This is a genomic window from Dubosiella muris (genome assembly GCF_004793885.1).
GTDB classification, from domain to species: domain Bacteria; phylum Bacillota_I; class Bacilli_A; order Erysipelotrichales; family Erysipelotrichaceae; genus Dubosiella; species Dubosiella muris.
Genome location: NZ_SRYG01000012.1, coordinates 1 through 24,580 on the forward strand (window position 1 = coordinate 1; position 24,580 = coordinate 24,580).

Here is a 24,580-nt window from a genome sequence, read left to right on the forward strand (position 1 = left end):
GAGAAAGAAGGCGTGTTTCTGGTTTTGAGAGATCGAACGACCACCTTGCCGCTGGCGAGGTTTTTTTTACGTTTTCGCTTGATTGAAATGTGATAAAATAAACTGATCTAGAAAGGAACGAGGAACCAATTATGGACAATGCAAAAAAGAAAGTAACGATTATCGGCGCGGGTCTTGCAGGAAGCGAGGCCGCTTGGCAATGCGCCAAGCGAGGAATCGAAGTCGTTTTATATGAAATGAGACCGAAAAAGTATCCTCCCGCTTTTTCAACGGAGGGATTCGCGGAACTTGTATGCTCCAATTCGCTTCGTTCGAATAGCTTGAACAACGCGGTGGGTATTTTAAAAGAGGAAATGCGTCAGCTGGATTCGCTGATTATGCGGGCAGCCGATTTGGCACAAGTCCCCGCCGGTTCCGCTTTGGCTGTGGATCGGCATCTCTTTTCCGATTTTGTGACGGAAACATTGAAAAATCATCCATTGGTCACAGTCGTCCATGAAGAAGTGGACACAATTCCGCAAGGCCCGGTCATTGTCGCCTCCGGCCCGCTCACTAGCGAAGCCCTGGCCGCTTCGATTCAGGAATTTACCGGAAACGATCCATTTCATTTTTTTGACGCGGCCGCGCCTATTTTGGAAAAAGACTCCATTGATTTTTCCAAGGCGTATTTTAAATCCCGCTATGACAAAGGCGAGGCGAGCTACATCAACTGCGCGATGAATCAGGAGGAGTTTGACCGGTTTTACGACGCGCTTGTCAACGCCCAATGCGCCCATTTGCACGATTTCGAACAGGAAGTTTATTTTGAGGGATGCATGCCGATTGAGGAAATGGCGCGACGCGGAAAGAAAACGATGTTGTTTGGTCCCCTGAAACCCGTTGGTTTGGAAAAAGACGGAGAACATCCGGTCGCGGTGGTCCAGCTTCGTCAAGACAATGTGGCGGCCTCCCTTTACAATATTGTCGGCTTCCAAACCCATTTGACATGGCCGGAGCAAAAGCGTGTCTTTTCGTTGATCCCGGGTCTGGAAAACGCGGTCTTTACCCGGTATGGCGTGATGCATCGAAATTCATATTTGGATTCGCCAAAAGTGCTCAAGGAAACGTACCAGACCCAAAAGCGCGAAGATCTTTTCTTCGCCGGGCAGATGACAGGCGTGGAAGGCTATGTGGAGAGCGCGGCGAGCGGCTTGATTGCCGGTATTAACATGGCGCGTTATTTACAAGGGGAAAACTGCATCGAATTTGGCAATACGTGTGTTATGGGATCGCAGGCGTTTTACATTACCCATTGCGATTCCAAAAACTTTCAGCCGATGAACGCCAACTTCGGAATTTTGCACGCCAAGGAAAAATACAAGAAAAGAGAGCGGAAAGAAAAGCTCGCGCAGCAGGCGCTTGATCGAATCGAGGAAATTAAAGAGACGTATCATGTCTGAGCTCATTGAAAATTTCCTGCGTTATATTTATCGAACGCATTCGGGATCGGAAAAAACTGTGGAAGCGTATAGACGGGATTTGGAGCAGCTGAAAAATTATTTGGTTTCCGAAGGCATTTCCGGCTTCGACGCGGTAAGCCGAAACCAGTTTATGGAATTTCTCGCGCAGCTGCGGATGCTGGATGATCAAAGCGTGGCCAGCGATGCGACCATTTGCCGCAAGCTTTCCACGTACCGCTCTTTTTATCAGTATTTGCATCAATTCATCGGCATTCAGAACAATCCTTTGGAAGGAATCAAATCGCCGGGAAACAAAAGGAAAATTCCCGAGTTTCTTTTTTTGCATGAAGTGAAAAATTTTTTGAATACATATGATATTTCCCAACGGAACGATTTGCGGGATAAGACGATGTTTTCTTTGATGTACGCTTCAGGCTTGCGATTAAGCGAGCTGGTGAACTTGACCTGGAGTCAAATCGACCTCAATGCCCACATCGTCCACGTGGTCGGGAAAGGGGACAAAGAGAGAATCGTTCCTTTTTACGCCTCGCTTTCCAGGCTGCTTCAGGAATATCGCTTGCGATACTGGATGTTGTATGCCAAAGATGGGGAAACGGCGGTTTTTCTTTCCAATCGAGGACAGAAAATGACGCCGCGTGGGGTGCAGTTCGTCATGCAAAAGCACGCGGATCAAATCGGGATGGCGATGAAGGTGCATCCCCATATGCTTCGGCATTCGTTTGCGACCCATTTGATGGACAACGGCGCCGATATTCGAATCGTGCAGGAGCTGCTTGGACACGCTTCGTTGTCGACGACGCAAATTTATACCCATGTTTCTTTGGCGAAAGTCCGCATGGCGTACGAACACAGCCACCCGCTGGCTTGAAATTATGAATTCTTTCCTTGAAACCCGGAAAGAGGACTGCTATACTTAAAAAGCGCGTATGCGCAAATTCACACATCATGAATTCGATTGCCCGTGCACAGTTGTGTTGCTTTCGTTGGAAGTGATGGAGGATAAACGGAAAGGTAGGACTTAACATGTCAGAAATCGTATCTATTAAGAAAATGTTGGAAAACGGTGTACACTTTGGACATCAGACTCGTCGTTGGAACCCAAAAATGAAACCATATATTTACACGAGCCGCAATGGGGTATACATCGTTGATTTGAACCAGACTCAAAAACAAATCGAGGACGCGTACAAAGCGTTGAAACAGATCAGTGAGAACGGCGGAAAAGTATTGTTTGTCGGCACGAAAAAACAAGCGGCCGAAACAATCGAAGAACAAGCTCTTCGTTCCGGATCGTTCTTTGTCAACAAACGTTGGCTGGGTGGTCTGCTCACGAACTTCCGCACGATCCAGAAGCGCGTAAAACGCCTTGTTGAGATCGAGGAAATGGAAGCAAGTGGAAAACTTGAAGTATATACAAAGAAAGAACAAGCGCAGATTCTGAAAGAAAAAGCGAAATTGGAATCGTCGCTGGGCGGTATCAAAGAAATGAAAAAACTGCCGGACGCGATTTTCATCATTGATCCGAAAGAAGAGCACAACGCGGTTGCCGAAGCGAAAAAACTTGGCATTCCTGTGTTCGCCATGCTGGACACGAACTGCGATCCGGAAGACGCAGACTATCCAATCGCCTCCAATGACGACGCGAACCGTTCGGTAAAACTGATCACGACGATCATGGCCGACGCGATCGTGGACGCCAAGGGCGGACTGCTTGAAATGGCTTACCTCGATGACACGACAGAAGATGTCACGATGGAAGACGTCATCCGTAACGTGGAAGCGCAAATCGCTGAGAACGAAAGACGTCGTCGTCTGAGAAACGAAGAGCGCCGCAAACGGAATTTCGACCGCAGAAACCGTCGTCCATACAATGGAAACCGTCCAAACGGACCTCGTCCAAACGCGGGTGCCCAGGACGCGAAACCAGCTCCAGCTGCCCCTAAAAAAGAGGCTTAATATAATTTAAATTCAAAAAAGAAACCAGGAGGAAATGAGAATGGCAATTAGTGCAAAGCAAGTAAAAGAATTGCGTGAAAAAACCGGCGCAGGCATGATGGACTGTAAAAAAGCCCTGACTGAGTGCGAAGGCGACTTGGACAAAGCCGTTGACTGGCTCCGTGAAAAGGGAATCAGCAAGGCCGCGAAAAAAGAAGGACGCATTGCCGCCGAAGGATTGACGCGCGTAGCGGTTGATGGAAACGTCGGTGTCGTTGTCGAGGTCAACTCGGAAACGGACTTCGTTTCGAAAAACGACCAGTTCCTGAATTTGTTGAATACGATCACGAACGCCGTGCTCGCCAACAAACCAGCCAACAACGAGGAAGTACTCGCGATCGCAACGCCGGATGGCACGATCGAAGAGCTGATCACAAACGCAACCGCGACGATTGGAGAAAAAATTACGTTCCGTCGTTTTGCGATTGTTGAAAAGACAGACGACGAGATTTTTGGAACTTATATGCACATGGGTGGATCCATTTCGTCTCTTGTTGTGCTGAAAGGCGGAAACGACGAAGTCGCAAAAGACATGGCGATGCAAGTAGCCAGCATGAATCCGACATACATTTCGCAAAAGGATGTTCCTGCGGAAGTTGTGGAACATGAACGCAATTTGCAGCAGCAAATCATGGCGGCAGACCCTGCCATGGCAAGCAAGCCGGAAAAAGTACTGGCGGGCATCCTGAATGGAAAAGTGTCGAAACACTTTAAAGACCAGTGCCTGATGGATCAGGAATATTTCAAAGATCCAAAAGAAAAAGTAGCTAATTTCTTGAAAAACAACAAAGCCGAAGTCGTAACGTTCGTACGTTTCGCGGCCGGTGAAGGAATCGAGAAAAAAGAAGAAAACTTCGCTGAAGAAGTTATGGCGCAAATCAAAGGTTAATTGAACTTTTTAAGAGACATCACGCGGTGTCTCTTTTTTTGTTCTTTGAATTGGTTGTATGAAACAAAACGAAGGATAAAATGTTATGGAATTTTCATTTCTTGAAAAATTTTCAGAAAAATACTTGAAACCACAAAACCACCGGCGTATAATTACGAACTATAAATAATGAAAGCATTGAAGAGAAGGAGTAGGCAAGAAGAGGTTTCCTAGCGAGCCGCGTTGGTGGAAGGCGGCAGACGCTCGTTGCTGAACGTGTCTTGGAGTGGATATGCGAAGTCGTCGAGTATGTCCCGTATTCCTGCGTTAAAGGGTAGAGAGTCTTCCTGAGGGAAGGAATAAAGGTGGTACCGCGATCCAGTCGTCCTTTTCGATTCGAAGAGGACTTTTTTTTATTGAAAGGAGATGGTTTGAATGATTGAGGACCGAACGAATCAAGCAAGAAAACACATCGACAGAAAATAGAAAAACATCAAGGAGAGAGTAGAGGAGAAAAATCATGAATACAAAACCCAATAAAAAATATCAAAAAATCGTATTGGCCTATTCGGGCGGACTGGACACTTCCGTATTGATTCCATGGCTCAAGGAAAACTACGGCTGTGAAGTCATCGCGGTTTCCGGCAACGTCGGACAGGCATCCGAACTGGAAGGTCTTGAAGAAAAAGCGCTGAAAACCGGCGCCTCCAAATTGTACATCGAAGATTTGACAAAAGAGTTTGTCGACGACTACATCATCCCGACGATCCAGGCCGGGGCGACGTATGAGCAGTACTTGCTGGGCACATCGTTTGCCAGACCGTTGATTGCGAAACGAATCGTTGAAATCGCCAAAGCCGAAGGCGCCGACGCCATTTGCCACGGCTGTACGGGAAAAGGAAACGACCAGGTGCGGTTCGAACTGGCCATCAAGGCGTTCGCGCCTGATATGGACATTATCGCGCCATGGCGGTTTTGGGAGCTGAACTCCAGAGAAAAGGAAATCGCCTATGCCGAGGAGCATCAAATTCCATTGAAAATCAACAAGGAAACGAACTACTCCAAAGATAAAAACCTGTGGCATTTGTCCCATGAAGGACTCGATTTGGAAGATCCGGCCAACGAGGCGCCAATCAATGTGGAAGGCTTTTTGGAACTTGGCGTTTCTCCACAGCAGGCGCCGGACGAACCAACCGAAATCACGATTCATTTCGAAAACGGCAAGCCAACCGCGCTCAACGGAGAAACGATGGATAGCGTCGCACTCATCGAAGCGCTGAACAAAGTCGGCGGCGCCAACGGCATTGGCATTCTCGACATCGTGGAAAACCGGCTCGTCGGCATGAAGTCCAGAGGCGTGTATGAGACGCCGGGCGGAACGATTCTTTACGCCGCCCACAACAAACTGGAGGAAATCACGCTGGACAAGGAAACGAAACACTACAAAGAGCTCGTCGCTCTGAAGTTTGGCGAACTCGTATACAACGGACTGTGGTACACGCCGCTGCGCAAAGCGCTCAGCGCGTTCGTGGACGAAACCCAAAAAACGGTAACCGGCGACGTCAAATTGAAACTATATAAAGGCAACATCATTCCTTGCTCCGTCACTTCGCCATATTCGCTGTACTCGGCCGGCATGGCGACGTTCGACGAGGACGATTGCTATGACCAGGCGGATTCGGCCGGCTTCATCAACTTGTTCGGCTTGCCAATCAAAGTTCGGGCGCTGCAGGATCAAATGCTGAGTGAGCAAACCGGAAACCACTTCCCGGATGTGGAATAAGCGGAGGGAACGTTATGAAAATGTGGGCAGGACGCTTCGCGGTCGAAACGGACGCGCTCGTCAACGATTTCAACTCTTCCATTCCGTTTGACTGCCGGCTGTATCCGTACGATATTCAAGGATCGCTCGCGCATTCGCAAATGCTGTGCGATCAGGGGATTTTGTCAAAAGAGGACAAAGACGCGATCCATGGCGGACTCAACGAGTTGCTCGAGGAAATGAACGCGGGAAAGATCGCGTTTACGCCCCAGTACGAGGACATTCATATGTGCGTCGAGGAGCTGCTGACAAAAAAAATCGGCGACGCCGGCAAGCGGCTTCACACCGGACGAAGCCGCAACGACCAGGTCGCGCTCGATATGCGGCTGTACACCCGCGACCAAATCGGGATCATCCATGAAAAAGTCCGCCGCTTTTTGAAGGTGCTCGTCGATCTGTCCAAAAACAACTTGGAGACGATCATGCCCGGCTACACGCATTTGCAGCGGGCGCAGCCCATCACGTTCGCCCATGTGATGATGGCGTACGCCAACATGCTTAAACGCGATGTCATCCGGCTGGAAAACACGTACGATCTCATGAACGAGTCGCCTCTTGGCTGTGGCGCGCTGGCGACTACGACGTATCCGATCGACCGAAACGCCACGGCGCAAATGCTCGCGTTCAAACAGCCATGCGACAATTCGCTTGACGGCGTGAGCGACCGGGACTACTGTGTCGAGCTGGCGAGCGATCTTTCGATCTTGATGATGCATTTGTCAAGACTAAGCGAGGAAGTCATCGCCTGGTGCTCGTGGGAGTTTAAATTCATCGAATTGAGCGACGCCTTCGCGACCGGCTCAAGCATTATGCCGCAAAAGAAAAATCCGGACATCTGCGAGCTTGTCCGGGGCAAAACGGGACGGGTGTATGGCGATTTGAATACGCTTCTGGTCATGCTCAAAGGAATCCCGCTTGCCTACAACAAAGACATGCAGGAGGACAAGGAAGCGCTCTTTGACGCCATCGACACAGTCAACATGTGTCTTGATGTGCTCGTGCCGATGTTCCAAACGATGCGGCTGTACAAGGGCAACATGCTGAAAGCCGCGCAACAAGGCTTTTTGAACGCGACCGACTGCGCCGATTATTTGACGAAAAAAGGGCTGCCGTTTCGCGACGCCTACAAAATCAGCGGGTCGATGGTGGCCTGGTGCATCGAGAACAAAAAGACGCTCAACGAGTTGACGCTGGAACAGTTCCAGTCGTTCCATCCTTTGTTCGAAGCCGATGTGTACGAGGCCATCGACTTGCTGCAATGCGTGCAGGCCAGACAAGTCCACGGCGGACCGGGCAAGGCGTCCGTTCAAAAACAAATTCAAGCCATAGAGCAATTTTTAGAAAGCAGGGAAGCCGATGCGTAAACCAAAAGTGTACATTGACGGGCAGGCGGGAACGACCGGTCTGCAAATCGTGGAACGATTGAAACATCGCGACGACATCGAACTGCTGCAAATCGACGAGGCGCTTCGAAAAGACGAAGCGGCCCGGAAGCAGATGTTCGAGCAGGCGGATCTGGCGTTTTTATGCCTGCCGGATGCGGCCGCCATCGAGGCGGTGCAGCTGGCCGAAGGCACGGGAACGAAGATCATCGACGCCTCCACCGCGCACCGGACGACATGGACATACGGATTTCCGGAGCTGTCCGACGCGCATCGTCGCGAGATCCAAACCGCGCAGCGCGTCGCCAATCCGGGCTGTCACGCGACGGGATTGACCGCGATTGTGTATCCGCTCGTTCAAAGCGGCCTCGTATCGCCAGACGAAGTCGTCCACGCGTTTTCTCTGACGGGATATTCCGGAGGCGGAAACAAGATGATTGCCGAATACGAAAGCCGTAAGAGCCATCCGTTGTTTTCACCGCGCATTTATGGCTTGAACATGGATCACAAGCATTTGCCGGAAATGCAAAAGATTTGCGGGTTGAACAACGAGCCTTTGTTTACACCCATTGTGGACGACTACTACAACGGCATGCTCGTTTCGGTACAGCTTGAACAGGAGCCGCAAACGGTGTATGAAACTCTGAGCGCGGCGTATGCCGGCAAGCCGCTTATCCAAGTCGAAATGGTCAAAGAGCCGATGCTGGCCGCCAACGCGCAGGCCGACACCGACGAGCTGAAGATCTATGTCGGTGGCAGCAAGAAAAAAACGATCGTGACCGCCTCGTTTGACAATTTAGGAAAAGGCGCTTGCGGCGCGGCGATCCAAAATATGAATTTAATGCTTGGGCTCGACGAGTTCGAGGGATTGAGAAAAAAGGAAGGATAGGAAGGAATGGAAACTCCACAAGGATTTTATGCCGGTGCTTGTCATTGCGGCATTCGAAAAAACCAAACAAAAAACGACGTGGCGCTCATCTATTCAAGCGTGCCATGCCAGGTTGGCGCCGTGTATACGAAAAACGTCGTCAAAGCGGATCCGCTTTTGCTGAATAAGGAAACGCTCAAAAACCACGAGGCGCAAGCGGTCATCGTCAATTCAGGCAACGCCAACGCCTGCGCGCTCCATGGTATGGAAAACGCCATCCGCGAGCAAAAGGCGGCGGCCAAGTTTTTAGATATCGCGCCCGACCAGGTGCTCGTCGCCTCCACGGGCGTCATCGGTGTGGAGCTGCCGGTGGAATGCATTGAGGAGAATTTGTCTTCCTTACAATTAGGCACCACCATCGAAGAAGCGGCCAACGCGATCATGACGACGGATACCACCGAGAAAATCGCGGAAGCGACGGTCGTTTTGGATGGAAAGTCGGTTCGTATTCTTGGTATCTGCAAAGGATCGGGAATGATCCATCCCAACATGGGAACGATGCTCGCGTTTATTTTGACGGATTGTGCCATCGACCACACCCTCCTTCAAAAAGCGCTGCTCGACAATACGAATCAAACGTTCAACCGCGTCAGCGTGGATGGCGACACGTCGACCAACGACATGTGTCTTGTCATGGCCAACGGACTGGCTGGCAATCCAACGATCGTGAAAGAAGACGAATCGTTCGTTTTGTTCCAGCAGGCGCTAAAAACCGTTATGGAAAGCCTGGCGGTTCAAATCGCCAAAGACGGCGAGGGAGCGAGCCGGCTGATTACTTGCCGCGTCAAGGAAGCCAAAGAGGAGGACCAGGCTGAAACTTTGGCCAAGGCGGTCGTTTCCTCGTCGTTATGCAAAGCGGCGATGTTTGGACACGACGCCAACTGGGGCCGGGTGCTTTGCGCGATGGGCTATTCGGGAGCCGAATTTGATCCGGCGCTTGTCGATGTCGCGTTTGCGTCGGCTTGCGGATGTGTCAAGGTGTGCGCGCAAGGCAAAGGCGTGCCATTTTCCGAGGAACTTGCCGCGGCGATTCTTTCCGAGGATGAAATCGACATTGAAATCAACCTTCACGAAGGAAACGCCGAATGCACGTGCTGGGGGTGCGACTTGACTTACGACTATGTCAAAATCAACGGGGACTACCGGACATGATGGCAAAGGAAAGAGCGAATATCCTGATCGAGGCGCTCCCGTACATTCGTGAATACCACGATCAAATTATTGTAATCAAATATGGCGGCAACGCCATGATTGACGACGAGCTCAAACGAGCCGTCATTCAGGACGTGCTTTTGCTGCGGCTGGTCGGCATCCATATCGTCCTCGTCCATGGCGGCGGGCCCGATATTTCCGAGATGCTGCGCAAAGTCGATATACCTTCGCGGTTTGAAAACGGCTTGCGCGTCACGACGAAAGAAACGATGGAGATCGTGCAAATGGTGTTGTGCGGAAAGGTGAACAAAGATCTTGTCGGCCTGCTCGAAGGGCAGGGAGTCGGCTTGTCGGGCATGGATGGCGGCTTGTTTCGCGCCGTGCCGTACCGGGATGAAAGCGAAGTGGATTACGGCTACGTCGGCGAAGTCATAGACGTGAATCCAAAAATCGTGCTGGATGTGATTGAGAAAGGATATATCCCTGTCGTTTCCAGCGTGGCGGCCGGCATGCACGAGCCGGCGTCCTACAACATCAACGCCGACACGGCGGCCAGCAAGCTCGCCAGCGCCCTGCACGCCAAAAAGCTCATCCTGCTTACGGATGTGCCGGGCCTCATGAAAGATCCCGGCAATCCGGACACGCTCATTCGCCGTTTGAAAGTGTCGCAAGTGCCGGCGCTCGTCATGTCGGGCATTATTTCCGGCGGCATGATTCCGAAAGTGGACTGCTGCGTGGAGGCGGTGCGGCAAGGCGTGGAGCGCGCGAACATTCAGGACGGACGGCTACCGCATTCCATTTTGATTGAATTGCTTAGCGACGATGGAATCGGAACGATGTTTAGTTGACAACAAGGAGGAAAACGAATATGGAACATGCCCAATTAAAAGCGGACGAAAAACAATACGTCATGCAGACGTATGGCCGTTTTGACCTTTCGCTCGACCATGGAGACGGATGTTATTTATACGATCTGGATGGAAAGGCGTATTTGGATTTGACAAGCGGTATCGGCGTCAACTGCCTCGGCCACGCCCATCCAATCTTGACCCGGGCTTTGCAGGAGCAAGTCGGAAAGCTGATGCACGTCAGCAATTTGTATTACACAAAACCGATGGTGTCCGCCGCCAAACAGCTTTGCGAGGCGACCGGCATGAAAAAGGCTTTTTTCTCCAATTCCGGGGCGGAAGCCAACGAGGCGATGATCAAGGCGGCCCGCAAATACTCGCAAACAAACTACGCGATGGACCGGACGAAAATTTTGACGCTTGTCAACTCGTTTCACGGCCGGACGATCGCCACGCTGGAAGCGACCGGACAAGACAAGTTCCACCAGTACTTTTACCCGTTTACCGACGGGTTCGACTACGTGGAAGCCAACAACATCGACGACGTCAAAGCGAAGGCGGACGATAAGACGTGCGGCATCATGCTCGAGCTTATCCAGGGCGAGAGCGGGGTCCGGCCACTCGATCCGGTCTTTGTGCGCGAACTCGAACAATTTTGCAAGGAACGGGATATTTTGCTGCTGATCGACGAGGTGCAAACGGGTATCGGACGAACTGGCAAGTTGTTTTGTTACGAAAACTACGGCATCGAGCCCGACATCGTCTCGATGGCGAAAGGACTTGGCGGCGGCGTGCCAATTGGCGGTATTTTAACGAATGAAAAAACATCCACCGCGTTGCAGGCTGGCGATCATGGCTCGACATTTGGTGCCAATCCGCTGGCGACGACAAGCGCCGACACGGTTTTGTCGCTGGTGAACGATCCGGATTTTTTGAAAGACGTCGAGCAAAAAGGAACGTATTTTATGGAGCGGTTGAAGGCGATCCCATCCGAGCGAATCAAGGATGTGCGTGGAATCGGACTGATGATTGGCATCGAAGTCGACCCGGAGGAAATCGGCGGCCTCATCCAGGCGTGCATGGATCGAGGCATGCTCGTTTTAAAGGCGGGGACGAACACGATTCGCCTGCTGCCGCCGCTTATCATTACAAAAAAACAAATCGACGACGCATTGAACATCTTTGAGGAGGTATTGGCATGAAACACGTTTTAAAAATGCTGGATTTAAGCCCGGAGGAAATTACCCAGATCCTTGATTTGGCGGACCAGCTGAAATATGAAAAAAAGCACGGCATCGCGCATCCGTATCTTATTGGCAAGTCGATTGGCTTGATTTTCCAAAAGGCGAGCACGCGGACGCGGGTGTCGTTTGAAACCGGCATGAACCAGCTGGGCGGACAGGCGCTGTTTTTGTCGGCACGCGATCTTCAAATCGGCCGCGGCGAGCCGGTCCAGGACACGGCCCGGGTGCTTTCGCGCTATTTGGACGCGATCATGATTCGGACATTCGATCAGAAGGAAGTCGAAGACTTGGCGGAGTACGGCACCATTCCGGTCATCAACGGACTGACGGATTTTTCGCATCCTTGCCAGGTGCTGGCGGACTTGATGACGATTCGTGAGCGGTTTGGCTCGCTTAAAGGCGTCAAAATGGCGTACCTTGGCGATGGCGACAACATGGCCAACTCGCTGATTGTTGGCGGGCTCAAAACGGGCATGGTCGTTTCCGTGGCGACACCGGACGAATACAAGCCGGATCCGATCGTTTTGGATTTCGCGTCGGAATACGACACGTTCACATGGACGAACGATCCATACGAAGCGGTGAAAGACGCCGATGTCGTCATTACGGATACATGGGCGAGCATGGGTGTGGAAGCTGAAAAAGAGGTGCGGCAAATCGCCTTCGCGCCGTATCAGGTCAACGATGAGCTTATGAAGGTGGCCAAGCCCGAAGCGATGGTGCTGCATTGTCTGCCGGCGTACCGGGAGCAGGAAATCACGGAGAAGGTGTTCGAGGAGCACGCGGACGAGATTTTCGAGGAGGCGGAAAACCGCCTGCACGCGCAAAAAGCCGTCATGGTTTTGCTGATGAAAGATTAATGAATACGCCTTGCCGACGCGCAGGGCTTTTTTTTTGCGATGGCTGTTTTTGGTTTCTGCCAACCGAGTCTTTTCATTTAAAGGCGGATTTAGTATAATTGGAATGATAATCAAAGGAGCTTGAAATTCATGTATAAACGAGTTTTATTAAAATTAAGCGGAGAAGCGCTCTCCTCCAATGAAAACGCTCTGGAGCCGAAAGTCTTGAAACGGCTGGCAAAAGAATTGAAGAAAGTAAAAGAAACCGGCGTGGAGCTGGCGATCGTCGTGGGCGGGGGCAACTTTATCCGCGGCAAGATGATGGCGGAAATGGGAATGAACCGCTCGCAGGCCGACTACATGGGCATGCTGGGCACCGTCATCAACGCGCTGGCGGTACAAAACGCTTTGGAGCAGGAAGATGTCGACACCCGCGTACAGACGGCGGTGGAAATGCAAAAAGTAGCCGAACCGTACATTTTGCGGCGCGCCCTGCGTCATCTGGACAAAGGCCGCATCGTTATTTTCGGAGCCGGCACCGGATCGCCGTATTTTAGCACGGATACGACCGCGGCGCTGCGGGCTTCCGAAATCGACGCCGATGTGATCCTGATGGCTAAAAACGGCGTGGACGGAGTGTATGACGCCGATCCGAAGAAAGATCCAAACGCCAAGAAATTCGATCATCTTTCCTATATGGATGTTTTGAACAAAGGCTTGCAAGTCATGGATTCCACCGCGATCAGCATGTGTATGGACAACGACATCGACCTGGTTGTGTTTAACATGAATGAAGAGGGAAACATTTTAAAAGCCGTTCAGCAGGACGTGGACGGAACAGTCATATCAAAATAAAGGAGAAAACATATGAGTGAACATTTAGAAAAAGCCGAATTGAGAATGATGGACGCGATCGAGAACCTGGAGGAAAATCTCGCGACGATCCGGACAGGACGGGCTAATTCCCAAATCCTGGACCGGGTACACGTGGACTACTACGGGGAACCGACACCAATCAACCAAATCGCGCGGATCTCGGTTGTGGAAGGAACGCAACTGGTCATCAAGCCTTACGACCGTTCGACGGTCAAAGCCATCGCCCACGCGATCCAGGCGGCCAATCTGGGGCTGAACCCGCAGGCGGAAGCCGATCAAATCCGAATTCTCGTTCCGCAGCTGACACAGGACCGGCGCAAGCAGCTCGCCAAAGATGCGCAAAAATTCGCGGAAGAATGCAAAGTGGCGATTCGCAACATCCGCCGCGACTGCAACGACGCCTTGAAAAAAGACAAGGAAATCAGCGAGGACATCACAAAAGAATTACTGAACGACGCACAAAAACTGACGGACAAATTCACGAAGGAAGTCGACAAGATCACAACGGAAAAGAAAAACGAGATCTTAAACGTTTAGACCCAATCCCCATTGGGTTTTTTCTATTCCCGTAGCAAACGATTGTCATGAATCCCCAAAATTCGTTATTCTAAAATAGAAAGGAAAAGTATACACGCCGTATATCGTCAAACCTATGCAAGTACCTGAAACCGTCGCGATCATCATGGATGGAAATGGGCGCTGGGCCAAAAAACAAGGACTGCCCCGGACCGCCGGCCATAAAAAAGGCGCGGACCAAATCCGCACGATCGCTTTGGAAGCCAATCGACTCCACATTAAAAAACTGATCCTGTACGCGTTCTCCACCGAAAACTGGAAACGCCCCGAGGACGAGATTTCCTATTTGTGCAAGCTGCCAGGCATCTTTTTTTCAAAATTCATTAAAGAGCTGATGGAAAACAACATCCGCGTCACGTTCGCCGGCGAGCTGGAGCGCTTCCCGAAAGAAACGCAAAAGGTAATTCGCAAAGCGGTCAACCAGACGGAGCGCAACACCGGTCTGGAGCTTTGCATCGCCATCAATTACGGATCCAGACGGGAAATCGTTTTGGCGATCCGGGAATACACAAGGCAAGTGCTCGAGCAGGAACGCGCCAACGATTTAAGCGAAGAGGACTTTTCCAGCTATTTGTTCGTGCCCGAAAACGTGGATTTGCTCATTCGCACAAGCGGCGAGGAACGCATCTCGAACTTTTTGCTGTGGCAAATCGCGTACGCGGAACTCATTTTCACGCCTGTCGCGTGGCCGGACTTTGACGAGGCGAAACTCGACGAGTGCCTGCGTCTATACAGCGAACGCGACCGCCGCTTTGGGGGCGTATGATGAAAACGAGAATCCTGACGGCGATCCTCATTATTTTGGTCGTCGCGTTTCCGGTTTTTTACGGAAGCTGGCCCCTTGAGCTGCTGGCCCTCTTTATCGTATGCGCCGGCGCCTGGGAATGGATGCGCATCCTGCCCGGTTTTTCCAACTGGTCATGGCTGCTGGTCGTCGCGATTGGCGGGGTTCTGGGGGCGAGGTTCGTGCCCGGAAGCTGGCTGTTCGTGCTGGTAGCTTGCGTCGTTCTCTTTTTGTGGGGACTGCCTGTTTTTATGGAACGCTTTTCGATCGTCGACGCCAATTCCCTCGTTGTGTTTTTCGTTTTGTTTTCCCTCTTTTATATTTCAATGGGGGAAATTATCGCCAACCATATGTATTTATGGACGATTGTTTTCGCGACATACGGATCGGATACCGGCGCCTACTTTATCGGCCGGGCGTTTGGCCGGCACAAGATGAATCCGCGCATCTCGCCGAAAAAAAGCTGGGAGGGCTTTTTTGGCGGTGTCGTTTCGGGAGCCATCATCAGCATCGCGCTCAGCTCGCTGTACTGGAGCAATCTGAATGTGACGGTCAACGTGCTGCTCTGTTTGCTTTGTCCGGTTTTCGCGGAACTCGGCGATCTTTGCTTTAGCGCCATCAAACGCCACTTCGGCATTAAGGACTTTTCCAATTTGCTGCCGGGGCACGGGGGCGTGCTGGACCGGGTCGACTCGCTGCTGATCAATATTTTGGTTTTTGGTGTCCTGTTCCATATTTTTTTGATTTAAACATTTGAAGGGGGATAAAAAATATGAATCTAATCATTGGATTGATCGCGTTCTTGTTCATGCTGAGCGTCATCGTGATTATTCATGAGCTTGGCCACTTCGCGATGGCGAAAAAATTTGGCGTGTTCTGCAAGGAATTTTCCATCGGCATGGGGCCGGCGCTGTGGCAAAAAGAGGGGAAGGAAACGACGTTTTCGATTCGGGCGATTCCGTTTGGCGGCTACGTCATGATGGCCGGCGAGCAGGACGGCAGCCAGGACGAGAGCGAAGACGACTGGCTCAAGGACGTGCCGGCTGCCCGGCGCCTCAACAACATCGCGCCATGGAAGCAAATCGTCATCATGCTGGCGGGCGTCACGATGAACATCGTGCTTGCCTACGCCTTGTTTACCGGCTTGGCGATGGCGCGCGGCTATGTCGTCGAAGACGCCAAGCCCGTCGTGTACGAAGTCGTGGAAAATTCGCCGGCCGCCAAGGCAGGACTGCAAAAGGACGATGAAATCATCCGCGTCACGAATGGTTCGGAAAGCATCGAGCCGCAACGGCAGTTCGATGTGATCGAATTCATCCAGTACAATCCAACCGAAAGCACGTATACAATCGCGCGCGGAAACGAGACGCTGGATGTGAAGATCACGCCGCGCTACAACAAAGACACCCAGACGTACGAGATTGGCTCGATTGCCACGTCGTACGCCCGTCCGATCGCGTGGTACGAAGCGTTCAAAGTCGGATGGGACGACATGGTCGATTCGGGCTCCTCGATTTTCCGCTCGCTAGGCCAGCTTGTCAAAGGAAAAGGCTATGAAAACTTGTCTGGACCGGTGGGCATTTTGAATTTGACGAAGAAGACGACCGAGATGGGCTGGATGTCGTACTTGTCGCTTTTCGCCTTGATCTCGCTAAATATCGGCATTTTCAACTTGCTGCCGATTCCGGCGCTCGATGGCGGCCGCGTCCTGATCTTGCTTATTGAGCGCATCACGCGCCGTAAAATCAACGAGAAGCTCGTGGAAAACATCATTTTGGCCAGCTTTGTGCTGCTCATAGGAATTTTCCTATTCGCGACGTACAACGATATCGCGAAAATGTTTTAAAGACTGTGAAAAAAACAGTCTTTTTTTGCGATGTCAAATACGTTGGATCGACAAAAAACACGAGAAATGAAACAATGCGGACAAGGGGGATTCGTTTATGGAAATCGGAAAGCAAATCAAAAAGCAGCGGCAGGCGAACCACTGGACGCAAGAGGAGCTGGCGGAAAAGATTTATGTCAGCCGGCAGTCGGTGTCCAACTGGGAAAACGACAAGACGTATCCCGATCTGGAAAGCCTGCTGCGCATGAGTATTTTGTTTTCGACGACGATCGACGACCTCGTGAAAGGAGATCAGCAGGAAATGAAAGAAGTCATTCACAACCAGGAAAGCAAGGCGGTGTTCAACCGGGACGCCACGATCTTTGCGGTTTTATTGATCGCGTTCACGATTTTGTGCGTGCCCATTGGCTTGATTGGAAAATGGATTGGCATCGTCTTGGATATCGCTTTTTTCGCGGTTACGATGGCGTATGCCTTGAAGGTGGAAAAGCAAAAGAAAGCGCTCGATATTCAAAGCTACAAGGAAATCGACGCGTTCATGCAAGGCGTTTCGCTCTCGCAAATTCAAAAGGAGCGGGAAAAAGCGGTGCGTCCGTATCAAAAGGTGTTCGCCGCGCTGATCGCCGCCTTGATTGGCGGTTTGATCGCGCTTTTGTGGTGCCTGGTCTTGTAATTTTTCATCCGGCTTGAATTTTAACCTCATTAAAGTTAAGATGCTCGTATGAAAAAAAATGAAGACACTTTAATGAAAGAACCTTATCCGTTGACATTTGGCGAGGAAATCGGCAACTCGATTTCCCACGGCGTCATGTTTTTTATTCTCCTGTTCACGCTTCCGTACTATGCCATACGCGCCTACACGATGGGCGGCGCCATGGAGGCGGCCGGGATCTCGGTGTACTTCTTTTGCATGATGTTCATGTTTGGCGGCAGCTGCCTTTACCACATGATGCCGTATCACACGACGTACAAATACGTGTTTCGCAAACTGGATCACATCATGATCCTGCTCGCGATCGCGGGCACATACACCCCGATTTGCCTTGTCGTGCTACACAACTGGGTCGGGTACACTGTGCTGGCCATTGAGTGGGCGATGGTGCTGGCCGGGGTGTTGCTTAAAAGCATCGCCAAAAAACGCTACAAAGTTTTGTCGATGACGATCTACATGGTTATGGGATGGATGGCGCTCTTCATTTTACCGGCGCTGATCGCCCATACGAACTGGATCTTTTTGACGTTGCTTGTGGCCGGCGGCGTGCTGTACACGATAGGGACGTATTTTTACTCGCATCCCGAAAAAAACTTTTTCCATTTTACGTGGCATATCTTTATTATTTTGGCGAGTTTGTGCCATTTAGCCGGAATTTTATATTTTATGTGAAAATAGGGATTGCTATTTATGAAGTTGAGTGATAATCTATTGTCTATCAGGACGTAGCTCAGCTTGGTAGAGCGCTTGGTTCGGGTCCAAGAGACCGCAGGTTCAAATCCCGTCGTCCTGACCATGCCTATGAAGCCGATTGATGAAAGTCGATCGGTTTTTTTCTATCGTACCGGATTCATTCCGGTGTATAATAAAAAAGATTGGTAGGTGAATATATGTTTTTAAAACGAATCGAACTGCAAGGGTTTAAAAGTTTCGCGGACAAAACGATCGTGCAGTTTGATCACGACATCACCGGAATTGTCGGACCGAACGGCTGCGGCAAAAGCAACATCAACGACGCCATCCGGTGGGTGCTCGGGGAACAGAGCGTGAAGTCGCTACGCTCCGGAACGAACATGGCCGATATTATCTTTTCCGGAAGCGAACAGCGAAAACGCGTCAATATGGCGAAAGTGACGCTCGTGTTCGACAATACCCGCAAGGTGTTCGACTCGCCGTTTGACGAAATCGAGATCACGCGTCAAATCCATCGGGCCAACAACGAGGCGGGGTATTTCATCAACAAGACGCCGTGCCGGCTCAAAGACATTCAGGAGCTCATCATGGATACCGGTCTGGGAAGGGATTCGCTCAGCATCATTTCCCAAGGCAACATTTCGTCGTTCGCCGACGCCAAGCCGGAAGAGCGGCGCGGCTTGTTCGAAGAAGCCGCGGGCGTGGCGAAATATAAAAAAAGAAAAAAGATCTCGCTTCAAAAACTGGAACAGACCAAAGAAAATCTGGAGCGCCTGCAAGATATTTTGGACGAGCTGGAACGGCAAATCGGACCGCTGGAACGGCAGGCGAAAAAGGCGAAGCAGTTTCTCGCGTACAAAAACGAGCTATTCGAAATCGAGATCAGCGTTCTCGTCGAGGAAGTGGAATCGCTAGACGCCTCGATCCGGGAAATCGAACGGACGATTTTGGAAGCGCAAGGAAACCAAGTCGAGCAAACGCGCATGCTGGAGCGCAACGAAGCCGACATCGACGCGCTGCGCCAGGAAATTTACCAGCTTGACGCCAAAGTCCAAAGCCTCCAGCAAGACTACACGCAAGCGATGGAGGAAAGCGTGCAGCTCGAAAAGCGGAAAGTCGAGCTGGACGAAAAGCGCAAGTACACGCTTCAGGTAGCGGATTTGCGCCAGAAAAAAGCGGCCCTCAACGAAATGCGGCAGGAAGCCCGCTACGAATACGAGGACCGGAAGAAGCGCCTGGATGCCCTGCGAACGGAATACGCCTTGCGAGCCAAGACGCTCGCGCAAAAAAAGGAACAGCTCGCGCTCGACCAGCGCGCCCTCGCCCAGGCCCGCTCCATCGGGCAGCAGCTGGAAAACCGGATGCACATCGTCGAGAACATGATCCGCCAGCCATACCAGCACCAGGCGGGGGTACGTGCCATCATCCACGCCAGACGCTCGCTGGAAGGCATCGAAGGAACGGTGTCCGAGCTAATCGTGCCAAAAGACGACAAAGCGGTCGCCATTTCCAACGCGCTGGGCGGAACGATGTACCAAATCGTCACCAAAAACGAGGAAAGCGCCCGGGCGGCGATCCACTTCCTGAAAAAAAACCAGTCGGGCCGCGCCACGTTTTTGCCGATGACCGTGTGCCATCCGCGCTATCCTTCCAGCCAGAACAAGGCGATTGCCGCCAGCGTGCCCGGCGCTATCGGATGGGCGAACGAATGGGTCGACTGCGCCCCCAAATACAACGACGTGCGGGATCGCCTGCTTGCCGGCATCTTTATTACCGACACGCTCGAAAACGCCAACGAGTGCGCCAAGCGGTTGCGCTATTCAACCAAGATCGTCACGCTCGACGGCGAAATCGTCCATAGCGGCGGCGCCATGACGGGCGGGCGCAACAAGTCCCAGTCGACGCCGGTGACCCTTGGTCAGGAGCGCGACGAGCTCGCGCGAAAAATCGAGCGGCAGACGCAAGCCATCGAGCAGCAAAACGCCAAAATCCGCCAAACGGAGCGGCGCAACGAGGACGAGCAGGAACAGCTGATCGCCTTGCAAATCGAGTCGGCCAAGCTGGAAAACATCGTTCTTGTCAAAAAACAAAAATTCGACTCCCTGCAAGACGAATACGATCAAATCGCCATCTCGGCCGGCGAGGAGGACGAAAAGGAAATGGACGACTCGCTCGTGGCAGCCATCGCCGACATCCACAGCCGGATCGACACGCTGGCGGCGCAAATGAGCGCCTTGCGGACGACGCGCATGAACAAAGGCAAGGATCTTGAGCAGCTCGAAACGAGCGTCCGTGGCCAGCGCCGGGAAATCAACGCCATTTTGCAGGCGATCCATCAAAGCGAAATGCAGCTCGCCCAACACAAGACCAAACAGGAAAACGCGCTTGACCGGCTCAACGCGGACTATCAAATGACGTACGATTTCGCCTGCACGAAGCGCAAGGACATCGACATCGACGCCGCGCGCGAACGTGTGCGCGAACTGCGCAATTTGATTGCCCGGCTTGGCAACGTCAATCTGGACGCGCCGGCTCAATTCGACGAGATCAAGGAGCGGTTCGACTATCTCGAGCACCAGAAACAAGACTTGCAGGAAGCAGGCGAGCAAATTTTACACGCGATTGACGAGATGGACAAAACGATGGTGGAAAAATTCACCGAAATGTTCGACAAGATCAACGCGGAGCTCGACGTCGTGTTCAAGTCGATGTTCGGCGGCGGAAAAGCGCGGCTGTCCATGGTGGATCCGCAAGACGTGCTAAATACCGGAATCGACATCGACGTCCAGCCGCCCGGCAAGCTCATCAAAAACATCCAGTCGTTTTCCGGGGGCGAGAAAGCGTTGATCGCGATCAGCGTCTTGTTCGCGATCCTGAAGGCGCGGCTCATTCCTTTGTGTATTTTTGACGAGGTGGAAGCGGCGCTCGACCAGGGAAACGTCGAGCGGTTCGCCCGCTACTTGTCCCATTTCCGGGACCAGTCCCAGTTTATCGTGGTGACGCACCGGCCCGGGACGATGGAGCAGTGCGACACGTTGTATGGAGTCACGATGCAGCAGGATGGCGTGTCGCAAATCTTGAAAGTGCTTTTGAAAGACGCTGTGTCCTACGCGCACGGCGAGGAGGAATAATATGGCTTTTTTTCAAAAAATCAAAGACGCGTTCGCGCGCAACAAAGACAAGGATAAGTATTTAAGCGGGCTGTCCCGTTCGAAAAAGACGTTCGGGGACCGGCTGCGCGCGCTTTCCAACAACTTTCACGGCATCGACGACGAGCTGCTGGAAGAAATCATGATTCTCATGCTGGAAAGCGATGTCGGCATCCACACGGCGCAAAAGCTTGTGGACCAGTTCGAGAAAGAAGGTAAGAACATCAAAAACTACGATTCGATGGAAGACTACCTGATTTCGATTTTATATGATTTTTACGATCCGGAAAGCGATCCGCAAATCCGGTACAACGAGGACGGACCTACGGTGATTTTAATGGTTGGCGTCAACGGCGCGGGAAAAACGACGACGAGCGCCAAGCTGATCGAGTACTACAAAGAGCAAGGCAAAAGCGTGGCAGTGGCCGCGGCGGACACGTTCCGCGCCGGGGCGATCGACCAGATCGCGACTTGGGCCCAGCGCCTGGATGTGCCATGCATCAAAGGCAAGCAGGGACAGGATCCAAGCAGTGTGCTCGTGGACGCGTGCCGCTACGCCAAAGAAAACGACATCGACATCCTGATCGCCGACACGGCAGGGCGCCTTCAAAACAAGACGAATCTGATGAAGGAGTTGTCCAAGATGAACCGCGTATGCGAAAAGGAGATTCCGGGCGCGCCGCAGGAAGTGTGGCTCGTGCTCGACGCGACGACAGGCCAAAACGGCATCTCGCAGGCGAAGGAGTTTTTGGAAGCCACCAACGTGACGGGCATCATTTTGACGAAAATGGATGGCACCGCCAAAGGCGGCGTCGTCATGGCCATTCGCGACTTGCTTCATTTGCCGGTCCGCTTTTTGGGACTGGGCGAAAAACCGGCCGACTTGCGTCCGTTTGACTTGAACGCGTATTTGATCGGCATCACCAAAGGGCTGGAAGATGAATAATATCCAAGTCAACGATTTGATGGATGTCTATGGCTCGCTGCTCACAAGCCGCCAGCAGGAGATCATGGATTTGTATACGAAGGAGGATCTTTCGTACAGCGAGATCGCGCAGGAGCTGGGCATCTCGCGCACGGCGGTCATGGACGCGGTGCACAAGAGCGTGCAGCTATTAGAAAAATACGAAAAAAACATCAAATTTTTACAATTCAAAACAGAAATCTATTCTATAATAGAATTGTCTGTGACATTAGAGGAATGCAAGCGCTCACTGAATGAGCTGCTCACTTTGCAACAGGAGGAATAAATATTATGTCAATAGTAATGAGTGTGAATGCCGGAAGCTCATCTTTGAAATTCCAGGTATTCGAAATGCCAAGCGAAAAGGTTCTTGCCAAAGGTCTTGTGGAGCGAATCGGATTGAACGATTCCGTATTCTCCATCAAAGTCGGCGATGAAAAATTCGAGGAAATCTCCAACATCCCCGATCATTCCGTAGCGGTTCAAAAACTGATCGACGCCTTGATCGAGCATGGCGTCGTCAACCGTCTTGAAGATATTGAAGCCGTAGGACACCGGATGGTGCATGGCGGCGAGTTCTACTCGGATTCCGTGAAAGCAAGCGACGAGGCCGAAGAGAAATTCGAAGCGTGCATCCCGCTGGCTCCGCTCCACAATCCGGCTGGTCTTGTAGGCTACCGCTCGTTTAAGGAGGCGCTTCCAAACGCGAGCCACACGTTCGTGTTCGACACCGCGTTCCACCAGTCGATGCCGGAGGAAAACTTCATCTATCCGATCCCTTACAAGTTTTATGAAGAAGACCATATCCGCCGGTACGGAATGCATGGAACGAGCCACAAATACCTCGTGGAACGTCTGGCCGAAATCGAAGGAAAGCCAGTGGACAAAATGAACATCATCACGTGCCATCTTGGAAACGGCGCGTCCATTACCGCGATCAAAGACGGAAAATCGCTGAAGACGTCGATGGGATTCACACCGCTGGCCGGCGTGATGATGGGAACGCGTTCGGGCGACATCGACCCGGCGATCCTGATCTTCCTTCAAAACAAATACGGGTATACGGCAGCCGAACTTGATGATATTTTGAACAAACAGTCCGGTATGCTCGGCTTGTCGGGCATTTCGTCGGATTCGCGCGATATCGAAGACGGCATCAAGGCCGGCAACGAGCGCGCCATCCTGACGGAAAAAGTGTACGTCAACCGCATCATCGAGACGATTGGCGGCTACTTCGCGCTGATGGGCGGCTGCGACGCCATCGTGTTCGCCGGCGGAATCGGTGAAAACGCTATCGACATCCGGGAACACGTTTGCGAAGGAATCGAGTGTCTGGGCGTGAAATTTGACGCGGCGAAAAACAACGTGCGCGGCAAGGAAGCCTTGATTTCGGCGCCGGATTCGAAAATCGCGGTTTGGGTCATCCCGACAAACGAAGAGGTCATGCTCGCGCGCGACGCATACAAGGATCTCACCCATGGAAACGATCAATAAGATCGCCGAAGCCATCGAACAGGCGGACACGATTTGTATTTTCCGCCACCAGTTCCCGGATCAGGACGCGATCGGCTCGCAAATGGGGTTGAAAACCGCGCTGCAAAGCTTGTATCCAAAAAAGAAAGTGCTGGCGCTTGGAACGATGAGCGTCGACGGGATCGTGATGGACACAGCCGACGACGCCACGATTCAAAACGCGCTGGCCATCGTGCTGGACACGGCCAACCAAGCCCGCATCGACGACGACCGGGCCTTGCGCGCCGCGCAGGTGATTCGAATCGACCACCATGTTCCGGTCGAAACGATGGGGCAAACCGAGTGGATCGACCAGGACGCCTCAGCGACGTGCGAACTCGTCGCGTTGTATTTTCAAGCCCGCCATCAGACCATCCCGGCGAACGCGGCCCAGTATTTATACGAGGGGCTAATCGCCGACAACATCCGGTTCACAACGAGCAACACCCGTCCGGAATCGTTTGAGGCGGGACGGTACCTGGTAGAGCAGGGCGCCGATGTGCAGCGGGCCAACGAGCACAACTTCGCGATTACGCTGCCGGAGTTTTATTACGAAAACCGGGTTCGCGAACGCGCCCGGTTCGAAAAGGGCGCGCTGACATCCATCCTGTCCATCGAGGACTATGAGCGCTGCCATTTGACATTCGCACAAGCCAAGGATAAAGTCTACGCTTTGTCCAATATCGAAGAAGTGAAGGTTTGGGCGTTGTTTACGGAAAAAACGCCGGGAATCTACAACGCGTCGCTTCGAGCCAAAACGCTCGATATCCGTCAAATCGCGACCCGTTTTGGCGGCGGGGGCCACGCCTGCGCTTCCGGAATCAAAGATCTGCGGCTCGAGCAAGTGGAGGAAATCATTCATCAGCTTGTGGCGCTGGCGCAGGAAAACGAAGAAGAGAACTGCGAGAGGTCTGTATAGACCTCTTTTTT

General features: G+C 52.0%; 23 protein-coding genes, 1 tRNA gene and 1 other annotated feature. All 24 genes read left to right on the plus strand.

Features of this window, described 5'->3' with window-relative positions; genetic code table 11:
• The first annotated feature begins 131 nt into the window (after nucleotides 1–131).
• The 24 genes from trmFO (at nucleotide 132) to E5336_RS06720 (ending at nucleotide 24,569) form a co-directional block, all read left to right on the plus strand.
• Nucleotides 132–1,439: a methylenetetrahydrofolate--tRNA-(uracil(54)-C(5))-methyltransferase (FADH(2)-oxidizing) TrmFO gene (trmFO, locus tag E5336_RS06605; protein WP_135980321.1), complete on the plus strand. Its 1,308-nt coding sequence runs from the start codon at nucleotides 132–134 to the stop codon at nucleotides 1,437–1,439.
• Nucleotides 1,432–2,328 carry a site-specific tyrosine recombinase/integron integrase gene (gene xerA, locus E5336_RS06610; protein WP_135980322.1) on the plus strand — a complete coding sequence of 299 codons (897 nt, stop codon included), beginning with the start codon at nucleotides 1,432–1,434 and terminating at the stop codon, nucleotides 2,326–2,328. The genes trmFO and xerA overlap by 8 nt, the downstream gene beginning before the upstream one ends.
• Before the next feature lie 155 nt (nucleotides 2,329–2,483).
• On the plus strand, nucleotides 2,484–3,416 hold the full coding sequence (gene rpsB / locus E5336_RS06615; RefSeq protein WP_135980323.1) for a 30S ribosomal protein S2: 933 nt from the start codon (nucleotides 2,484–2,486) through the stop codon (nucleotides 3,414–3,416).
• Nucleotides 3,417–3,456: 40 nt separating this feature from the next.
• The gene (gene tsf / locus E5336_RS06620) at nucleotides 3,457–4,344 is read left to right on the plus strand and encodes a translation elongation factor Ts (RefSeq protein ID WP_135980324.1); all 888 of its coding nucleotides are present in this window, start codon (nucleotides 3,457–3,459) and stop codon (nucleotides 4,342–4,344) included.
• A gap of 168 nt (nucleotides 4,345–4,512) precedes the next feature.
• Nucleotides 4,513–4,716 (plus strand) — a binding site (T-box leader).
• A gap of 127 nt (nucleotides 4,717–4,843) precedes the next feature.
• Nucleotides 4,844–6,106: an argininosuccinate synthase gene (locus E5336_RS06625; protein ID WP_135980325.1), complete on the plus strand. Its 1,263-nt coding sequence runs from the start codon at nucleotides 4,844–4,846 to the stop codon at nucleotides 6,104–6,106.
• A 14-nt stretch (nucleotides 6,107–6,120) separates the two neighbouring features.
• Nucleotides 6,121–7,509: an argininosuccinate lyase gene (gene argH, locus E5336_RS06630; RefSeq protein WP_135980326.1), complete on the plus strand. Its 1,389-nt coding sequence runs from the start codon at nucleotides 6,121–6,123 to the stop codon at nucleotides 7,507–7,509.
• Nucleotides 7,502–8,416: an N-acetyl-gamma-glutamyl-phosphate reductase gene (gene argC, locus E5336_RS06635; RefSeq protein WP_135980327.1), complete on the plus strand. Its 915-nt coding sequence runs from the start codon at nucleotides 7,502–7,504 to the stop codon at nucleotides 8,414–8,416. The genes argH and argC overlap by 8 nt, the downstream gene beginning before the upstream one ends.
• Nucleotides 8,417–8,422: 6 nt before the next feature.
• Nucleotides 8,423–9,607, plus strand: coding sequence for a bifunctional glutamate N-acetyltransferase/amino-acid acetyltransferase ArgJ (argJ, locus tag E5336_RS06640; protein WP_135980328.1), 1,185 nt, complete (start codon nucleotides 8,423–8,425; stop codon nucleotides 9,605–9,607).
• Nucleotides 9,604–10,455, plus strand: coding sequence for an acetylglutamate kinase (gene argB, locus E5336_RS06645; protein WP_135980329.1), 852 nt, complete (start codon nucleotides 9,604–9,606; stop codon nucleotides 10,453–10,455). The genes argJ and argB overlap by 4 nt, the downstream gene beginning before the upstream one ends.
• A gap of 20 nt (nucleotides 10,456–10,475) precedes the next feature.
• Complete coding sequence (locus E5336_RS06650) at nucleotides 10,476–11,657, plus strand: aspartate aminotransferase family protein (protein ID WP_135980330.1); 1,182 nt, start codon at nucleotides 10,476–10,478, stop codon at nucleotides 11,655–11,657.
• Nucleotides 11,654–12,559 carry an ornithine carbamoyltransferase gene (argF, locus tag E5336_RS06655; protein WP_135980331.1) on the plus strand — a complete coding sequence of 302 codons (906 nt, stop codon included), beginning with the start codon at nucleotides 11,654–11,656 and terminating at the stop codon, nucleotides 12,557–12,559. The genes E5336_RS06650 and argF overlap by 4 nt, the downstream gene beginning before the upstream one ends.
• Before the next feature lie 129 nt (nucleotides 12,560–12,688).
• Nucleotides 12,689–13,393: a UMP kinase gene (gene pyrH / locus E5336_RS06660; RefSeq protein ID WP_135980332.1), complete on the plus strand. Its 705-nt coding sequence runs from the start codon at nucleotides 12,689–12,691 to the stop codon at nucleotides 13,391–13,393.
• A 12-nt stretch (nucleotides 13,394–13,405) separates the two neighbouring features.
• On the plus strand, nucleotides 13,406–13,951 hold the full coding sequence (frr, locus tag E5336_RS06665) for a ribosome recycling factor (protein WP_135980333.1): 546 nt from the start codon (nucleotides 13,406–13,408) through the stop codon (nucleotides 13,949–13,951).
• A gap of 115 nt (nucleotides 13,952–14,066) precedes the next feature.
• The gene (locus E5336_RS06670; RefSeq protein WP_135980334.1) at nucleotides 14,067–14,756 is read left to right on the plus strand and encodes an isoprenyl transferase; all 690 of its coding nucleotides are present in this window, start codon (nucleotides 14,067–14,069) and stop codon (nucleotides 14,754–14,756) included.
• Complete coding sequence (locus E5336_RS06675; RefSeq protein WP_135980398.1) at nucleotides 14,756–15,523, plus strand: phosphatidate cytidylyltransferase; 768 nt, start codon at nucleotides 14,756–14,758, stop codon at nucleotides 15,521–15,523. The genes E5336_RS06670 and E5336_RS06675 overlap by 1 nt, the downstream gene beginning before the upstream one ends.
• 23 nt (nucleotides 15,524–15,546) lie before the next feature.
• A complete protein-coding gene (gene rseP, locus E5336_RS06680; RefSeq protein ID WP_135980335.1) occupies nucleotides 15,547–16,620 on the plus strand; it encodes an RIP metalloprotease RseP in 1,074 nt (357 codons plus the stop codon).
• Between the two features lie 97 nt (nucleotides 16,621–16,717).
• Entirely contained in the window at nucleotides 16,718–17,293 is a 576-nt protein-coding gene (locus tag E5336_RS06685; RefSeq protein ID WP_135980336.1) for a helix-turn-helix domain-containing protein, read from the plus strand.
• Nucleotides 17,294–17,341: 48 nt separating this feature from the next.
• A complete protein-coding gene (gene trhA, locus E5336_RS06690; RefSeq protein ID WP_277820811.1) occupies nucleotides 17,342–18,004 on the plus strand; it encodes a PAQR family membrane homeostasis protein TrhA in 663 nt (220 codons plus the stop codon).
• A 47-nt stretch (nucleotides 18,005–18,051) separates the two neighbouring features.
• A tRNA-Pro gene (locus E5336_RS06695) sits at nucleotides 18,052–18,128 on the plus strand.
• Between the two features lie 94 nt (nucleotides 18,129–18,222).
• Entirely contained in the window at nucleotides 18,223–21,156 is a 2,934-nt protein-coding gene (locus E5336_RS06700; protein ID WP_135980337.1) for an AAA family ATPase, read from the plus strand.
• 1 nt (nucleotide 21,157) lies between these two features.
• Nucleotides 21,158–22,120 (plus strand): signal recognition particle-docking protein FtsY, encoded by a 963-nt coding sequence (gene ftsY, locus E5336_RS06705; protein ID WP_135980338.1) that lies wholly within the window; start codon nucleotides 21,158–21,160, stop codon nucleotides 22,118–22,120.
• Nucleotides 22,113–22,424 carry a YlxM family DNA-binding protein gene (gene ylxM / locus E5336_RS06710; RefSeq protein ID WP_135980339.1) on the plus strand — a complete coding sequence of 104 codons (312 nt, stop codon included), beginning with the start codon at nucleotides 22,113–22,115 and terminating at the stop codon, nucleotides 22,422–22,424. Before ftsY ends, ylxM begins: the two co-directional genes overlap by 8 nt.
• A 5-nt stretch (nucleotides 22,425–22,429) precedes the next feature.
• Complete coding sequence (locus tag E5336_RS06715; RefSeq protein WP_135980340.1) at nucleotides 22,430–23,632, plus strand: acetate/propionate family kinase; 1,203 nt, start codon at nucleotides 22,430–22,432, stop codon at nucleotides 23,630–23,632.
• Nucleotides 23,616–24,569 carry a DHH family phosphoesterase gene (locus tag E5336_RS06720; RefSeq protein ID WP_135980341.1) on the plus strand — a complete coding sequence of 318 codons (954 nt, stop codon included), beginning with the start codon at nucleotides 23,616–23,618 and terminating at the stop codon, nucleotides 24,567–24,569. The genes E5336_RS06715 and E5336_RS06720 overlap by 17 nt, the downstream gene beginning before the upstream one ends.
• Nucleotides 24,570–24,580: the final 11 nt, after the last annotated feature.

Bases quoted from the DNA above. Each gene is read 5' to 3' on its own strand.
- xerA (WP_135980322.1), top strand. From the start codon at position 1,432: ATGTCTGAGCTCATTGAAAATTTCCTGCGTTATATTTATCGAACGCAT.
- argF (WP_135980331.1), top strand. From the start codon at position 11,654: ATGAAACACGTTTTAAAAATGCTGGATTTAAGCCCGGAGGAAATTACC.
- ylxM (WP_135980339.1), top strand. From the start codon at position 22,113: ATGAATAATATCCAAGTCAACGATTTGATGGATGTCTATGGCTCGCTG.
- E5336_RS06685 (WP_135980336.1), top strand. From the start codon at position 16,718: ATGGAAATCGGAAAGCAAATCAAAAAGCAGCGGCAGGCGAACCACTGG.
- rseP (WP_135980335.1), top strand. From the start codon at position 15,547: ATGAATCTAATCATTGGATTGATCGCGTTCTTGTTCATGCTGAGCGTC.
- trmFO (WP_135980321.1), top strand. From the start codon at position 132: ATGGACAATGCAAAAAAGAAAGTAACGATTATCGGCGCGGGTCTTGCA.
- trhA (WP_277820811.1), top strand. From the start codon at position 17,342: ATGAAAAAAAATGAAGACACTTTAATGAAAGAACCTTATCCGTTGACA.
- tsf (WP_135980324.1), top strand. From the start codon at position 3,457: ATGGCAATTAGTGCAAAGCAAGTAAAAGAATTGCGTGAAAAAACCGGC.
- E5336_RS06720 (WP_135980341.1), top strand. From the start codon at position 23,616: ATGGAAACGATCAATAAGATCGCCGAAGCCATCGAACAGGCGGACACG.
- E5336_RS06625 (WP_135980325.1), top strand. From the start codon at position 4,844: ATGAATACAAAACCCAATAAAAAATATCAAAAAATCGTATTGGCCTAT.
- argC (WP_135980327.1), top strand. From the start codon at position 7,502: ATGCGTAAACCAAAAGTGTACATTGACGGGCAGGCGGGAACGACCGGT.
- E5336_RS06675 (WP_135980398.1), top strand. From the start codon at position 14,756: ATGAAAACGAGAATCCTGACGGCGATCCTCATTATTTTGGTCGTCGCG.
- E5336_RS06670 (WP_135980334.1), top strand. From the start codon at position 14,067: ATGCAAGTACCTGAAACCGTCGCGATCATCATGGATGGAAATGGGCGC.
- E5336_RS06700 (WP_135980337.1), top strand. From the start codon at position 18,223: ATGTTTTTAAAACGAATCGAACTGCAAGGGTTTAAAAGTTTCGCGGAC.
- ftsY (WP_135980338.1), top strand. From the start codon at position 21,158: ATGGCTTTTTTTCAAAAAATCAAAGACGCGTTCGCGCGCAACAAAGAC.
- argB (WP_135980329.1), top strand. From the start codon at position 9,604: ATGATGGCAAAGGAAAGAGCGAATATCCTGATCGAGGCGCTCCCGTAC.
- rpsB (WP_135980323.1), top strand. From the start codon at position 2,484: ATGTCAGAAATCGTATCTATTAAGAAAATGTTGGAAAACGGTGTACAC.
- E5336_RS06650 (WP_135980330.1), top strand. From the start codon at position 10,476: ATGGAACATGCCCAATTAAAAGCGGACGAAAAACAATACGTCATGCAG.
- pyrH (WP_135980332.1), top strand. From the start codon at position 12,689: ATGTATAAACGAGTTTTATTAAAATTAAGCGGAGAAGCGCTCTCCTCC.
- E5336_RS06715 (WP_135980340.1), top strand. From the start codon at position 22,430: ATGTCAATAGTAATGAGTGTGAATGCCGGAAGCTCATCTTTGAAATTC.
- argJ (WP_135980328.1), top strand. From the start codon at position 8,423: ATGGAAACTCCACAAGGATTTTATGCCGGTGCTTGTCATTGCGGCATT.
- frr (WP_135980333.1), top strand. From the start codon at position 13,406: ATGAGTGAACATTTAGAAAAAGCCGAATTGAGAATGATGGACGCGATC.
- argH (WP_135980326.1), top strand. From the start codon at position 6,121: ATGAAAATGTGGGCAGGACGCTTCGCGGTCGAAACGGACGCGCTCGTC.